Raw genomic sequence first — 15,846 nt, 5'->3', positions numbered from 1 at the left:
TCGACCTCCTTTTCCATATGCTTAAATTATAACAAACCAGTCGGAAAATACTTAATTGAGAGGTAATTAAATGCAATTAGTTCAGGTGAGAGTGAAAACGACGATTACACAGGGACCAGAAACGGAAAGCTTTGAGTTTTCGGAGCGCGGGCAACTGGAGGAACTAGATGGCAAATTTATCCTTAACTACCGTGAGTCGGGGACGATTCCGGTACGCATCGAGACGATGGGGAATAAGGTTGAATTAAAACGTGGTGTCGCCCCGGCCAACTATTCAAAGCTCCATTTTGCCGTTGGCCAAAGGGTAAGTACTGAGTATGTCGTCGATGGTCAGACAATGGAGATTGCTACACAGACCAAGTCTATCAAAAGAAGCCAGCCCGATGTGCAGTCGGAAAAGATTGTCATTGAGTACGATTTATACACTGGTGTAAACTTGGTGGGAAACTATTTCTTTGAATTGATTTTTACCAAATAAAATAGTATTATTGGAGACAGACTGTGGAAGGGATGTGCACTTGTGGGATTAGAGGAATTTAAGAATCAAAAAATTGAAGAACTATCATTAATTGAAGTTGCTCATGCTATCTTGGAAGAACGCCATGAAAGAATGGCCTTCGTTGACCTAGTGAATGCAATTCAGAATTTCTTAAACACTAAAGACGAAGAAATTCGTGACCGTTTACCACAATTTTATACTGACTTAAATATCGATGGAAGTTTCATTTCCCTAGGGGATAATGTTTGGGGACTGCGGTCATGGTACTCATATGAATCCGTTGATGAAGAAGTTAATCATCCTGAGGATGAAGAAGAAACACCACGCAAGAAGAATAAAAAGGTTAATGCATTCTTGGCGGACGTTGATGATGACATCATTGACTATGATGCGGACGATCCAGAAGACGATGACCTCACAGTTGATGACGATGACGAAGAGGATGATGACGACTTCGAGAAAGTTGCAAAAGATGATGTCGACGACGATGAAGACGAAGACGAGTTACCTGATGGTATCGAAGGTCAGCTCGCTGATTTAGGCGAGGATGATGACGATCCTGATTTGGGGATTGATTCAGACACCGATGACGAAGATGAAGAATAAATCCTTGACGATTTCGTTCTAGGACTGTATTATACTTTTTGGGCACCTTACAGGCGCGTAGTTCCCTAAGTAATTAGGGAACTTTTTTTGTTTTAAGGGATTTGCCTTCCTTTAGTAGAATTACCATTAATCAAAAAGGAGTAAACAATGACTAAATATATCTTTATTACTGGCGGTGTTGTTTCATCACTTGGTAAGGGAATTGTCTCAGCATCCCTAGCTCGTTTATTGAAGAATCGTGGCCTTAAGGTGACGATGCAGAAGTTCGATCCCTACATCAATATTGATCCAGGCACGATGAGCCCTTATCAACATGGTGAGGTCTTCGTGACTGATGATGGTACTGAGACCGACCTTGACTTGGGTCATTATGAGAGATTTGTGGATGTGAATCTCAACAAGTATTCTAACGTCACCACAGGTAAAATTTACTCCGAAGTTTTACAAAGAGAACGGCGCGGAGATTACAATGGCGCAACAGTACAGGTCATTCCACACATCACGAACATGATTAAAGAGAAAATTATGCGTGCTGCAACGACGACCGATTCAGACGTGATTTTGACAGAGATCGGTGGAACCGTTGGTGACATCGAATCACTGCCATTCCTCGAGGCACTTCGTCAAATGAAGGCAGATGTTGGCGCTGAAAACGTGATGTATATTCACACTACGCTAGTGCCGTACTTGCGTGCTGCTGGTGAGATGAAAACCAAGCCAACACAACATAGTGTGAAAGAATTACGGGGAATCGGTATTCAACCAAATATGTTGGTTCTAAGAACCGAGAAGCCAATTGAGCAGGGCATGAAGGATAAGATTGCTTCATTAACTGACGTGCCACTGGATGCCGTGATTGAATCCGTCGATGCTAAGCATCTGTACGATGTACCGTTGAATTTGGAGAAACAGAAGATGGATCAGGTTGTGGTCGACTTCCTCGGCTTAGATGTCCCAGCTGCCGATCTGAAGGACTGGACGAACCTTACTGAACGGGTTCATAACCTAAAACACACAACCAAAATCACGTTGGTAGGTAAGTACGTCGAGTTACAAGATGCCTACATTTCTGTGACAGAGGCTCTGAAACATGCTGGCTATGCTTACAATTCAGCGATTGAAATTAAGAAGGTTAAAGCTGAGGAAATCACGGCAGAAAACGTGCAAGAAAAATTGGGTGATTTGGATGGTCTAATCGTTCCCGGAGGCTTTGGCGATCGTGGACTTGAAGGCATGATTGAATCGATCAAGTATGTGCGTGAGAATGATATTCCATTTCTCGGTGTCTGCTTAGGGATGCAAATGGCTTCCGTAGAGTTTGCTAGAAACGTGGTCGGACTGAAAGATGCCAACACAACCGAAGTTGATGAGAACGTGAAGAACAACGTGATTGACCTGATGGCTGACCAAAAGGATATGGAAAATATCGGTGGTACTCTCCGTTTAGGCTTGTATCCTGCAACGTTGAAGCAAGGTACTAAGACAGCTGCTGCCTATGACAATCAAAGTGTCATTCAAGAACGTCACCGTCACCGCTACGAGTTTAATAACAAGTATCGTGCGCAATTTGAAGAGAAGGGCATGGTTTTCTCAGGGACTTCACCTGATAACCGGTTAGTCGAAATTATCGAATTACCTACGAACAAGTTCTTTATCGCAGCGCAATATCACCCAGAATTTCTTTCACGGCCAATGCGTCCAGAAGGTTTGTTCAAGGCGTTTATTGGTGCGGCAAGTGATCTACCTGAAAGTGACTTTACAAAATAATAAGAGGGACCTGACCGGTCCTTTTTTATTACAGTTGTGTCTGCAGCTTGTGTTTTTACTGCAATTCTTTTAACATGTTATTGATATGCATTCTAGTCAATGCAACTTTTAATTGGAAAAGGATCTTTCCCTCAATGAAAAAAATGATCATCCATGGTGGAAAGCCCTTAAAGGGCGACGTTTGGATTGGCGGTGCGAAGAATAGCACCGTTGCCCTCATTCCTGCGTCAATACTCTCTCGTACTCCTGTCACGCTTGATTCTGTGCCGAGAATTCAGGATGTGGATAACCTGATGGATCTCTTGGCTGAGATGAACGTCACGAGTGAGTTTGTCGAAACTACGCTGAAGGTGGATCCCTCGAATATTGAAATGCATCCTCTTCCTGCCGGTAAAATCAAAAGCTTACGTGCTTCCTACTATTTCATGGGGGCTTTACTCGGTCGTTTCGGCCGAGCTGTTGTCGGATTTCCGGGCGGAGATGATATCGGCCCCCGTCCCATTGACCAGCACATTAAGGGGTTTCAAATGCTCGGTGCGAAGGTGCGTAATGAAAATGATGAAATCGTCATTACTGCACCGGAGGAGGGACTGCACGGCGCTAATATTTATCTGGAGATGGTCTCAGTCGGAGCGACAATTAACATAATTTTAGCTGCTGTGACTGCCTCCGGTCGGACGGTAATTGAGAATGCTGCCAGGGAGCCGGAAATAATCGATCTGTCCACATTCTTAAATAATATGGGGGCGCGCATTCGTGGCGCGGGCACTGATACCATCAGGATTGATGGTGTGCCCGTATTGCAAGCTAGAAATGCGCATACGATTATCCCAGATAGGATTGAGGCAGGGACATACATCTCACTTGCCGCCTGTGTAGGTGAGGGAATCCGTGTCTGTAACATTATCGAAGAACATTTGGATTCATTCTTGGCGAAAGTTGAGGAAATGGGCGTCGGAATGGAGGTCAATGAGGATTCGATTTACGTTTATCCGGCAGGTGATCTTCAGATGATTCAGATTAAGACGATGCCTTATCCGGGCTTTGCGACTGATCTACAACAGCCGATTACACCATTGCTGCTCTCGGCCAAACAAGGTGAGGGTGTAATAATTGACACCATCTATCCGAAGCGTGTGCGGCACATTCCGGAATTACAGCGAATGGGTGCAGATCTTCATGTGGAAGATGATATTATTCTGATTCACCCAAGTAGTCATCTAAAGGGAGCCAAAGTTTCCGCAGATGAGATTAGAGCTGGGGCAGCTTTGATGATTACTGGCCTTATGGCAGAAGGTGAAACAGTGATTGAAAATGCCGATAACATTCTCCGTGGCTATGACAGAGTTGAGTTGAAGCTAAGGCAATTAGGCGCTGATGTAGAGATTGTGGACGCCTAGAATTCAGTAGACAAAGATATATGAGAAACAAAATTTAATTTTTACCAGAAGAAAAGCAAAAATCCTAGTGATTTTTGATTTTTTGTTTTTATATTGGACGAAAAATACCGCGGTAGAGCGGTATTGTGAACGCAATTCCATTTATTTTAAGAATAGTATTGACACAAGCTTAAACTAACCTTAAACTAAGAATAATTTCAAAAATCTAACAGTTGGTTTTCTGAGAGAAATAATTTAGTTGGGGGATTTAAAAATATGAAGTATAAGAAATTTGCGGCACTTGCTGTCACATTTGCTTCTGTCGCTTTACTAGCTGCCTGCGGAAACAGCAGCTCTGATAAGAGCAGTTCAGATTCTAGCAAAACTGCAAGCACCAAATATGCTTACGTGTATTCAACTGATCCAGACTCATTTGACTACAATGTAACCATGCGTGCAACGAACAATGACCACACGATTAACTTCGAAAATGGCTTGCTCGAAAACGATAAGTATGGTGAATTAGTTGGTTCATTGGCTAAGTCATGGAAGGTAAGTGACGATGGTCTCACTTACACATACAAATTGCGTGATGCAGACTGGACAGACAGTGAAGGTAACGTCTACGGCAAGATTACCGCTCAAGACTTCGTTACCGGCTTGAAGCACGCTGCTGACTCTAAGTCAGAGCAGATGTATGTTGTTCAAGGAAGTATCAAGGGTCTTGATGACTACGTTTCTGGTAAGACCAAGAACTTTGATGACGTTGGTGTTAAGGCTGTTGATAAGAAGACAGTTCAGTATACTTTGAACCAACCAGAATCATTCTGGAACTCAAAGACTACTTACGGAATTCTTTTCCCAGTTAACGAGAAGTTCTTGAAGCAAAAGGGTAAGGATTATGGTAAGGCAACTGCAGATAGCATCCTTTACAGTGGTCCATACTTGCTGAAGAACTTCACTGCTAAATCAGTTCTTGAATATACTGCTAACCCAAATTACTGGGATAAGAAGCACGTTTACATCAAGGATGTTAAGTTCACATTCTACGATGGTAAGAACCCAGATGAGCTTTACAAGAAGTTTGAAGCTGGTGAATACTCAAATGCCCGTGTCTTCCCTAACCTACCTGGTTACGACAAGATCAAGAAAGACAGTGGCAAGAACATCATCTACAGTATGCAAACTTCTATGACATTTAACATGACATTCAACTTGAACCGTGGCGCCTATAACTTAACTTCGAAGAAGACTGACAAAGCTAAGGAAGATACTAAGAAGGCAATCCTGAACAAGAACTTCCGTTTAGCTGTTCAAAAGTCAATTGACAAGAATGCCTATGCAGCACAATCTGTTGGTAAAGACGGTTCAAACAAGATTCTCAGAAACTCATTAACTGTACCTAGCTTCGTTAACGTTAACGGTCATGATTATGGTACTGAAGTCGAGAATCAATTGAAGAAATTGAATTCAGATTTATACAGTAACGTAAACCTTGCTGATGCCCAAGACGGGACATACAACAAGCAACAAGCCAAGGAATTATTCAAGAAAGCTAAAGAAGAATTGGAAGCCGATGGCGTTGCTTTCCCAGTTCACCTAGACCTTCCTCAATCTGAGACTTCAGCAACACTTGTAAATCAATCTAAGTCACTGAAGAAATCAGTTGAGAGCGTACTTGGTAAAGACAACGTTGTTGTTGACCTACAGTTAACTAACGATGACGAATACCAGAATGTAACGTACTATGCAACTACTGGTTCAGCATCTGACTTTGATATCAGTACTGCTACTGGCTGGGGTCCTGACTATGACGATCCTTCATCATACCTAGAAATCTACAACCCAGCAAACGGTTCACAATTGACTACTCTTGGTCTTGAAGCAACTGGTGAAGGTCAAGACATCTCTGCAGCAGCCAAGAAGGCAGTTGGTCTTGACGAATATGCCGACTTATTGAAGAAGGCAAATGCAATCACTGACGATAACAATGCTCGTTACGAAGCCTATGCAAAGGCCGAAGCATGGTTACTCGATGCAGGTCTACAATTACCAATTCAATCAACTGGTGGTTCACCAAGTGTAACTAAGTTGGTACCTCACCAAGGTGCATTTGCTTACTCAGGTGGTTACAGTTCTGGATCGTATAAGAACCTGAGACTCCAAGACAAGCCTGTGACGAACAAGGAATTCGTGAAGTCAAGAAAAGCATGGCTGCAGAAACGTGAAGAAATTGCTAAAAAAGAAGAATCAAAATAGTGCAAGTCTAAATAGATAGAGATTAGGGGGCTAGCTTTTTAAGTGGCCCCTTTTTCTTGATGATGCACATATTTAACATTTTGAAAGGAATATAAAATATGAAAAAGTATATCTTCTTTCGTGTAATTCGGTCTCTGGTCAGTATTTTCTTGGTGACGACATTAACGTATGTTGTAATCTTTCAAATGATCCCCCGCGATAAGATTTTTAAGCAAGATGTCATGATTACCAAACTCAAGGCAGAACCTGATAGATTAGCTGATTACGAAAATAACGCTTATGCGAAGATGAACTATCTCGAATATCTTGATACTAAGCATTTGGTTTCTCGCGCACAAAAAGATGGCGTGAAGGTTGATAGCGCAAATTCAAAAAGTGATAAGCAAAAGCTTCAGCAGTGGGCCAAGAAGGCAGGCTTTAAGATAAAAACGTATAAGCAAAGCAAAAACTTCTATGCTACTAGAGACCTGCCATTGCTTGAACGACTGGGCAGATTCTATGGCCACATGTTCGAGTTTGATCACCCATGGAATGTGCAGGACAAGAATAATCCGAATATGAAACGTTACTTGAAGATTGAAAAAGACCCAATGGTTGGCTGGGCGCTGGTTGGTTCGGGAACTAAGTACAAGTATCAAATTTACTTCAATGACTCTTTCCCTTACATCCACCAGAACTTCTTCCACCTGAATCTTGGTGTCTCCTACCCAACTTTCTCAGGCCGTAAAGTAACCGAGGTTATTGGTCAGAGACAAGGTCAAACGCAGAGTGAGCAACTGAAGTTAGATGACGGTACAACATTTAATACGGCCGATGATATCTATTCAAGACAGTATCAACCAAAAGATAAACAGGACGGTGTTGCCGCCGATCGTTACGGTGACAACTACACATATACGGATAAGTCATATTCTGATCCTTCAATGATTGGAACTTCCTTTAAAGCGGGAATCTTTGCCTTGATTATCCAATATGTAGTGGCCATTCCGATGGCAATTTGGATGGCGCGCTATAAAGGTAAATGGATTGACAAATTAGGAACAGGTATTGTGACGGTCCTAATTGCAATTCCCGGATTGGCCTTCATCTACGCAGTCCGCTTTGTTGTCAATAGTTTGTTCGGCATACCAGAAACTTTCCCAACACTTGGTGCAAGCGCCCTCGGTTCGTGGATTGGCCCAATTGTTGTGCTCGGTTTAATGTCTGTTCCTAGTTTGGTCGTTTGGTTTAGACGTTATATGATTGACCAACAATCTTCTGACTATGTGAAGTTTGCCAAGGCTAAGGGATTGAATGATAGTGAAATTTATAAGAAGCATATCTTTAAGAATGCATCAATTCCAATTGTACAAGGTATACCTGGTCAAATTATTGGTTTGATTGGTGGGGCAACGATGACCGAGACAATCTTCGCAATGCCAGGTATGGGTAAGATGTTACCTGATGCGATTACCGCAAATAATAATACTATTGTCATCGCCTTGGTCTTTGTGTTCACTACAATTTCTATTTTCTCAATCTTATTTGGTGATATTTTGATGACAATCGTTGATCCAAGAATTAAACTCTCAAGTTCAGGAGGTAAATAATCGTGTCAGAAAAAGAAAATACTGAGATTACCGCTGATGATTTTACCCTTGTAAAACTCGATGACAAAAGCTCAGAAGTAATTGATACGCCCAAGTATTCATACTGGAAATCCGTGGCTAGGAGTTTCTTTAGTAATAAGATTACCGTAGCCATGCTTATCTTAATTGTTGTTATCTTGCTGATGTCGTTTATTCAACCGCTGTTTAGTGGCTACGATTTGATGAACGTTGACAATATCAATAATTTGGATGCTCGTTATAACTGGCCAGATGCTAAGTATTGGTTCGGAACCGACCAAGATGGTAAGTCATTGTTTGATGCCATCTGGGCTGGAGCGAAAACCTCAATTTCTATTTCAGTTATCTCAACTATCATTACGACGGTAATTGGTGTTGTGATCGGTTCCTTTTGGGGTAGCTCGAAGGCAATGGATCGCATCATGTTGGAAATTTACAACGTGTTCTCAAACATTCCAATGCTCTTAATCGTCATGGTACTTTCATACACTTTAGGTGCCGGTTTTTGGAACCTGATTCTCGCAATGACACTAACGACGTGGTTGGGCACCGCGTACTTTATCCGTGTGCAAGTAATGATTCGCCGAGATCAAGAGTATAATATTGCTTCCAGAACATTAGGTACGTCGACATGGAGAATGATCACGAGAAATATTCTGCCGTACCTGACGTCAGTCATTGTGACCAATGTTTCATCGCTTTTGCCTGCATTTATTGGAACGGAAGTATTCTTGTCATTTCTAGGTGTTGGTCTGGGTCAAGACGTGCCTTCACTTGGACGTCTAATCTCTGATTACTCGCCATACATGTCTAGTTACCCATATCTCTTCTGGCTTCCTGTTATAGTATTGTCATTAATTACAATTTCACTTTATCTTGTTGGGCAAAATCTGGCTGACGCTAGTGACCCAAGGACACATATGTAGGAGGAGAACGGATGGTTGAAAATGTTTTAACAGTGGACAATCTTTCTGTTGGCTTTCGCGTACGTGGACGTGAGTTAAAGGCGATCAGAAATGTATCACTAGAATTAAAAGAAGAAGAAACACTAGCAATCGTTGGTGAATCGGGATCAGGTAAGTCTGTACTAACAAAGACTTTTACCGGTATGCTCGAATCAAACGGACGAATTACTGGTGGTACGATTGACTACCGTGGACAAATCCTCAGTGGTTTGAAGACTGATAAGCAGTGGGAGGGAATTCGTGGTAACAAAATCACCACGATTTTCCAAGACCCAATGACATCACTAGACCCAATCAAAACAATCGGTTCACAAATTGCCGAGGTTGTCATTAAGCATCAAGGTAAGAGTAAAAAAGAGGCGAAAGAAATTGCCATCGATTTGATGGCTCGGACCGGGATTCCGGACGCCGCTAAGCGCTATAATGAGTACCCCTTCGAGTACTCTGGCGGTATGCGTCAAAGAATTGTTATTGCCATCGCTCTTGCTTGTCGGCCAGATATTCTGATCTGTGATGAGCCGACGACGGCACTTGATGTAACAATCCAAGCACAAATATTGGATTTGATTAAGGAATTACAGGCTGAATACAAATTTACCACTATTTTCATCACGCATGATTTGGGTGTTGTGGCATCAATTGCCGACCGAATTGCCGTAATGTATTCTGGTGAGATTATTGAGGTAGGTACCGCGGAAGAAATCTTCTACGATCCAAAGCATCCTTATACATGGAGCCTGCTGTCCTCACTACCTCAATTGGCCCATCGTGGTGGAGAATTATTCTCCATCCCCGGCACCCCACCATCTCTATACAAAGATATTGAGGGTGATGCTTTTGCACCGCGTAATCCTGTGGCCTTGGCCGTGGATTTCAAGAAAGAACCGCCAATGTTCAAGGTTACGGATACGCATTATGCAAAGACTTGGTTGCTTGACGAACGTGCACCAAAAATCGAAAAACCGGAGATTATTAATAATCTGCATGAGAAACTGCTGGCGCTTGAGTACAGTGAAAATTCTGGTGACAAGGTGATTACAGAAGGGGGAGATATCATTGAACCAAGATAAAGAAGTTTTACTCTCTCTGAAGGATTTACAAATTACCTTTGGTGATGGCAAATCAAAATTTGTGGCCGTTGATGATGTTAATCTAGAAATTTTCAAAGGAGAAACATTCTCACTGGTTGGTGAATCAGGTTCTGGTAAGACGACGATCGGCCGGGCCATTCTCGGGATTAACCCAACAAGTAATGGCGACATTATTTTTGAGAATAAAAAAATCAACAAGAAGCTGTCAGCTAACGAACGCAAGGACGTGACGCGCAGAATCCAGATGATTTTCCAAGATCCGCAGGCCTCGCTAAACGAACGTGCCACAATCAATTACATCATCTCAGAAGGACTGTACAACTTTCACCTCTTCGACTCCGAGGAGGACCGGTTAGAGAAGGTCACCAAGATGATCGAGGAAGTTGGTTTACTGCCTGAGCATCTGTACCGTTACCCACATGAATTCTCCGGTGGTCAAAGGCAAAGAATCGGGATTGCCCGTGCATTAGTGATGGAGCCAGATCTAATTGTGGCCGACGAGCCAATCTCTGCGTTAGACGTTTCGATTCGTGCGCAAGTCTTAAACTTGCTGAAGAAGTTCCAAAGAGAAGAAGACCTGACCTACCTCTTCATCGCCCATGACTTGTCAGTTGTTCGTTTCATTTCTGACCGCATTGCCGTGATCAGAGCGGGCCGAATCCTCGAGGTGGCTGAGACGGAGGAATTATTCCTTAATCCGCTTCATCCGTACACTAGGGCATTGCTCTCTGCAGTCCCTGTGCCTGATCCGGTCTTAGCCAAGAAGAAGGAACTGATCGTTTATGATCCCGCAATGCACCACTACGAGACGGATAAGCCGAAGTTTGTGGAGATTAAGCCTGGTCACTTCATTTATGCGAATGAAGCTGAGCAGGAGGGTTATCACGACTACTTGGCCAAAAAGGGTATGTGATTTAGGCCGTTGCAATTGGGAGCTAAATTTGCTATCATAAATCAGTCGTAATATAATCTCTATTTCGGCAGACGAAATAGGGCAAAAGGAGAAAAATTATGAAAGAAAATATTCATCCAGATTATCATAAAGTAGTCTTCATGGACTCATCAACAGGCTTCAAGTTTGTTTCTGGTTCAACTAAGACTTCTAACGAAACTGTTGAATTCGAAGGCGAGACATACCCATTGATTCGTGTCGAAATCTCATCAGATTCACACCCATTCTATACTGGTAAGCAAAAGTTTGCTCAAGCCGACGGCCGAATCGACCGTTTCAACAAGAAGTATGGCATGAAGGAAGAAAACAAAGAAAACTAATTAAGTTTGGTATTCAAAAAGAGCCGACCCACAATTGTGGGTCGGCTCTTTATTTTGGCTGCTGGATTAGTCTATTTATCTTCATCCCGAATCTCGCGGGTGTTGAAGAATGCAAGGATAAAGTTGGCGGCGACCAGCAGACTGGTCGAGATGAATACGGCGCTATAGCCGAATATACCGGAGACGCCAGAGCCAAGCATTGGTCCGACAACGTTGCCGGCCGCTTGGAACGACTGGTTATAACTGAAGATACGACCCGTGGCCTCATACGGAGAATACTTGGCCAGCAGGGTTTGAATCTGCGGTAACATGGCGGCATCCGAAATCCCCACTAGGAGCCTGAGGAAGCCAAGCTGATAAACATTGGTCACAAATGCTTGGGGGATAAAGACTATCACCCCAAATATTAGGCCACCCAACAGGATTTTATGTGTGCCGATACGGTCGCCCCAGGCGCCAAATCGTGGGGCCGCAAGGAGGGTAGCAATTCCCGGTAGTGACGAGACAATCCCACTAACGAGCGCCACGCCGTCACCGTTATTCATCAGTTGTCGCACATACAGGCTTAGAATCGGGTTGACCGAGTTATTGGAAGCTTGCACGATGAGTGTGGTAATGAACATTCCCATAATCAGGTGTGGATACTTGAGGTTTTTGTAGAGCGAGCTGGCATTGACCATGTCCTTCTTTGCCACCGGCGTAAACTCCTCGTGTACGAAGAAGACGGTGAGGAGAAAGGCGATAAAAAGGAGTGAACCGGTGATGAGAAAGGGCACGCGGTAACCGAACGCCTCGGCAATCACGCCACCAAACAGTGGGCCAAGCAGCGTTCCAGTCACAGTTCCCGTGGTTAGGGTTCCAAGGGCCTGGCCGGACTTCTCCTTTGGTGCACTCGTGGCTAGCAACGCATTTGAATTAGAAATGAAGCCGGAGAAGACACCCTGGAGGGTCCTTAAGGCGATCAGCTGGTAGACATTTGTGACGAAGCTCATCAAGGCGATAATGATGGCCATCCCAAGGCTTGCCCGGAGCATCATGATCTTACGTCCGTGCTGATCGGCCAATTTACCCCAAATTGGTGATACAATAGCAGTAATTAAAAAAGTGGAGGAGAAAGTGACCCCACTCCAGAGATTTAGTTCAGTTCTTGAAAATTTTCCCAATGTATCAATGAATAAACTCATAAAAGGGGTGATGAGGCTAAAGCCTAAACCGGCGACGAAGTTCCCGAACCAGAGCACGTGCAGGTTTTGCTTCCAAACGGGTAATTTCTTGTTGCCGATGTTAAATGATAAACGTTTCATTGTTGTCTCCCCTTTTTATCAGATAAGATAATATTTTACGCTTGACAGCGCTGTTTTACAAGTGGCCCGATTTCAAAGCTTTTATTTCTTTGTTAAAAAAAGTATAATGGTACATGTGCAATTTTTAGTGCAGGAGTTTTGAAATGAAAATGATGCTTTCAGAGATTGCTCGCGCAATCGGTTCGAAGTTCAACAACGAGAAGTATAAAGATGTTGAAATCACGGAAGTGCAATTCGACAGTCGTCAGATAACAGAGCATGCGCTATTCGTTCCCTTAATTGGTGAACGAGATGGGCATGATTTCCTGGATGCGGCTAGAGCAAGTGGTGCCTGTGCAACCTTGTGGCAGAATGACCACGAGTTACCACAGGTGAAGTTTCCGGTGCTCGAGGTTGATGATACACTATCCGCCATGCAGTTGCTAGCAAAGTACTATCTGAATAAGGTGAATCCGAAGGTTGTGGCTGTTACCGGTAGTAACGGCAAGACCACTACTAAAGATATGATCGCCGCTGTGCTTCTACAAGAGTTCAACGTTCATGCAACTCAAGGTAATTTCAATAATGAAATTGGCGTACCGTTTACCATTCTGCAGATGAAGATGAACACGGAAGTGCTCGTCGTCGAGATGGGCATGGATCGGCCGGGCCAATTAGCGCTTTTGAGTGAGCTGGTTGAACCTGATGTGGCCGTGATCACGATGATTGGTGAGGCACATATCGAGTTCTTTGGAACCCGCGACAGAATCGCGCAGGCTAAGATGGAGATTACCAGTCATTTGAAAGAGGACGGCTTACTGGTCTATAACGGCGATGAGCCGCTATTGCGAAATTTAGCAGCGTCCCTGAGCCAAGAGAAACTTACTTTTGGCTTTAATGAAGACAACGACATTGTTGGTAGCGATATTCACTCATATAAATATCATGCGTCATTTATAACCAACGCTTCAGATGATAAATTCAGTATCCCGCTAATCGGCGGCCATAACGTCTCTAACGCATTGGCGGCCATCCTAGTCGGTGAACATTATCATGTACAATTGGCAACCATTAATCGTGCGCTACAGAAGTTTAAGGCGACAGAGAACCGAATGGAGTGGCGTAAGGGCGATGCGGGTGAGGATATCCTCGATGATATCTACAACTCAAACCCCACCGCGGCCGCTGCAGTTCTTAACTCTTTTGCTGCTGTGCCGCGGCGCAAAAACGGTCAGCGGATCATCGTTTTAGCAGATATGCTAGAACTCGGTGAGCGGGGACCGGCGTTTCATGCGCAGTTAGCTGCCGATATCAATCCGGCAGAGATAGACGAAGTCTTTCTGTACGGCACATTAATGGAGAATCTGGCTGCCAAGCTCAAAGAGAAGTTTGCGCCAGAGAAATTGCATTTGTTCCATATCGATCAGCAAGCACAGCTGATCAATCAGTTGAAAGATACAATTCATACGGATGATATTGTATTGTTAAAGGGCAGCCACAGCATGAATTTAGATCGTGTGCTTGCTGCGATATTATAGGAGGATTTTTTTGAAATTTGACCAACTAGGCTTAAGCGAGCCCATTTTAAAAGCAATTAAACGCGCAGGATTTGAGGAAGCAACTCCAATCCAGTCCGAGACCATTCCACTGGTCTTAGAGGGTAAAGACGTGATTGGCCAGGCACAAACCGGTACTGGTAAGACAGCGGCATTTGGCCTACCAATGTTGCAAAAGCTTGATAAGAATGCAAGATCCGTTCAAGCACTTGTTATCTCCCCAACCAGAGAGTTAGCAATTCAAACACAAGAAGAATTATTCAGACTTGGCCGTGACGAGAAAGCAAAGGTTCAGGTCGTCTATGGTGGTGCAGATATTTCGCGCCAAATACGTGCATTAAAACAAGTTCCAGCTATCCTGGTTGGTACACCAGGCCGTTTATTAGACCACATCAAGCGGGGCACTGTTAAGCTAAATGAGGTCCACACAGTGGTACTTGATGAGGCTGATGAAATGCTCGACATGGGCTTCGTCGAAGACATTGAAAGTATTTTAAAGAACGTGCCAAACGAACATCAAACATTACTCTTCTCGGCTACGATGCCTAAGCCAATTCAGCGAATTGGTGAGAAATTCATGCAGGATCCCGTTGTCGTTAAGATTAAGACAAAGGAACTGACTGCTGACTTAATCGATCAATACTTCGTGCGGGCCAAAGAATTTGAGAAGTTCGATGTCATGACAAGATTAATCGATGTGCAAGATCCTGATTTGGCCATTGTCTTTGGTCGGACCAAGCGCCGTGTCGACGAAGTCACACGCGGTTTACAAGCACGTGGCTACAATGCCGAGGGTATTCACGGTGATCTCTCCCAACAGAAGAGAATGTCCGTCTTGAAGCAATTTAAAGCAGGTAAGCTGGATATTCTGGTGGCAACCGATGTGGCTGCACGTGGTCTGGACGTTTCTGGCGTCTCACATGTGTATAACTTTGATATTCCACAGGACCCCGAGAGTTACGTTCACCGGATTGGTCGGACTGGGCGGGCCGGTAACTCAGGTATGTCAGTTACTTTCGTTACACCAAACGAAATGGGCTACCTCTCAACTATTGAGAGTCTAACCAATAAGAAGATGACTCCTTTACGTCCACCTTCAGATTCAGAGGCCTTCAAGGGTCAATTGACCGCTGCTACAACCCAAATCGATAAGATGATTACTGACGGTGAGCTCGACAAGTATAATGATGCGGCCGAGAAGTTGCTTGAACAATACGAAGCCGTTGATCTTGTCTCAGCATTCCTGAAGGAAATTGCCAAGGATAGCTCTAGCGTGCCGGTTAAGTTGACCTCAGAACGCCCACTACCATTCAGACGTGGTAATGGTGGCGGTGGTAACCGTGGCAACCGGAACTTTAAACGTGGCGGGGACCGTAACGACCGTCGTCGGCGCCAATCTAATACTCAGAATGATCGTCGCAATGGCGGTCGTAATGACAACAACAGTCGCGGTAACTCTTCAGACCGTCGTCGCTCAGACAATAAGGGTGGCGCGCGGCATGAATTCGTCATTAAAAAGAAGTAGACATTCAAAAGCCCATTTTGGGGCTTTTTTTGGTATG

Annotated in this window: 13 protein-coding genes; 12 read left to right on the top strand and 1 reads right to left on the bottom strand. The window is 43.9% G+C overall.

The annotated features are described in order from the left end of the window. The first annotated feature begins 70 nt into the window (after window positions 1-70). From FC62_RS03435 to FC62_RS03390, 10 genes are all read left to right on the top strand, one after another. Window positions 71-478, top strand: coding sequence for a YwiB family protein (locus FC62_RS03435; protein ID WP_054746325.1), 408 nt, complete (start codon window positions 71-73; stop codon window positions 476-478). Between the two features lie 42 nt (window positions 479-520). Next, window positions 521-1,105, top strand: a complete 585-nt coding sequence (gene rpoE / locus FC62_RS03430; RefSeq protein ID WP_056946673.1) for a DNA-directed RNA polymerase subunit delta — start codon at window positions 521-523, stop codon at window positions 1,103-1,105. A gap of 147 nt (window positions 1,106-1,252) precedes the next feature. Next, entirely contained in the window at window positions 1,253-2,872 is a 1,620-nt protein-coding gene (locus FC62_RS03425; protein ID WP_056946670.1) for a CTP synthase, read from the top strand. A gap of 134 nt (window positions 2,873-3,006) precedes the next feature. Beyond that, the gene (locus FC62_RS03420) at window positions 3,007-4,272 is read left to right on the top strand and encodes a UDP-N-acetylglucosamine 1-carboxyvinyltransferase (protein WP_056946667.1); all 1,266 of its coding nucleotides are present in this window, start codon (window positions 3,007-3,009) and stop codon (window positions 4,270-4,272) included. A gap of 255 nt (window positions 4,273-4,527) precedes the next feature. Continuing rightward, the gene (locus tag FC62_RS03415) at window positions 4,528-6,510 is read left to right on the top strand and encodes a peptide ABC transporter substrate-binding protein (RefSeq protein WP_056946664.1); all 1,983 of its coding nucleotides are present in this window, start codon (window positions 4,528-4,530) and stop codon (window positions 6,508-6,510) included. Window positions 6,511-6,608: 98 nt separating this feature from the next. Further along, the gene (locus tag FC62_RS03410) at window positions 6,609-8,099 is read left to right on the top strand and encodes an ABC transporter permease (RefSeq protein WP_056946662.1); all 1,491 of its coding nucleotides are present in this window, start codon (window positions 6,609-6,611) and stop codon (window positions 8,097-8,099) included. 2 nt (window positions 8,100-8,101) lie between these two features. Continuing rightward, a complete protein-coding gene (gene oppC / locus FC62_RS03405) occupies window positions 8,102-9,043 on the top strand; it encodes an oligopeptide ABC transporter permease OppC (protein ID WP_054746329.1) in 942 nt (313 codons plus the stop codon). An 11-nt stretch (window positions 9,044-9,054) separates the two neighbouring features. Then, the gene (locus FC62_RS03400; RefSeq protein ID WP_056946659.1) at window positions 9,055-10,152 is read left to right on the top strand and encodes an ABC transporter ATP-binding protein; all 1,098 of its coding nucleotides are present in this window, start codon (window positions 9,055-9,057) and stop codon (window positions 10,150-10,152) included. After that, window positions 10,139-11,086, top strand: a complete 948-nt coding sequence (locus tag FC62_RS03395; RefSeq protein WP_056946657.1) for an ATP-binding cassette domain-containing protein — start codon at window positions 10,139-10,141, stop codon at window positions 11,084-11,086. The genes FC62_RS03400 and FC62_RS03395 overlap by 14 nt, the downstream gene beginning before the upstream one ends. Before the next feature lie 98 nt (window positions 11,087-11,184). After that, on the top strand, window positions 11,185-11,445 hold the full coding sequence (locus FC62_RS03390) for a type B 50S ribosomal protein L31 (protein ID WP_054746330.1): 261 nt from the start codon (window positions 11,185-11,187) through the stop codon (window positions 11,443-11,445). 71 nt (window positions 11,446-11,516) lie between these two features. Here FC62_RS03390 and FC62_RS03385 read toward each other — a convergent pair whose 3' ends face one another. Beyond that, complete coding sequence (locus FC62_RS03385) at window positions 11,517-12,749, bottom strand: multidrug efflux MFS transporter (RefSeq protein WP_056946654.1); 1,233 nt, start codon at window positions 12,747-12,749, stop codon at window positions 11,517-11,519. A 143-nt stretch (window positions 12,750-12,892) separates the two neighbouring features. Between FC62_RS03385 and FC62_RS03380 the strand changes: the two genes are divergently transcribed. Then, window positions 12,893-14,266, top strand: a complete 1,374-nt coding sequence (locus tag FC62_RS03380; RefSeq protein WP_054746331.1) for a UDP-N-acetylmuramoyl-tripeptide--D-alanyl-D-alanine ligase — start codon at window positions 12,893-12,895, stop codon at window positions 14,264-14,266. 10 nt (window positions 14,267-14,276) lie between these two features. Next, window positions 14,277-15,809 carry a degradosome RNA helicase CshA gene (gene cshA, locus FC62_RS03375; protein ID WP_056946651.1) on the top strand — a complete coding sequence of 511 codons (1,533 nt, stop codon included), beginning with the start codon at window positions 14,277-14,279 and terminating at the stop codon, window positions 15,807-15,809. The last annotated feature ends 37 nt before the right edge of the window (window positions 15,810-15,846 follow it).

It is taken from the genome of Amylolactobacillus amylotrophicus DSM 20534, from assembly GCF_001434555.1.
Classification (GTDB): Bacteria; Bacillota; Bacilli; order Lactobacillales; family Lactobacillaceae; genus Amylolactobacillus; species Amylolactobacillus amylophilus.
This window is presented reverse-complemented; position numbering and strand designations above follow the sequence as displayed.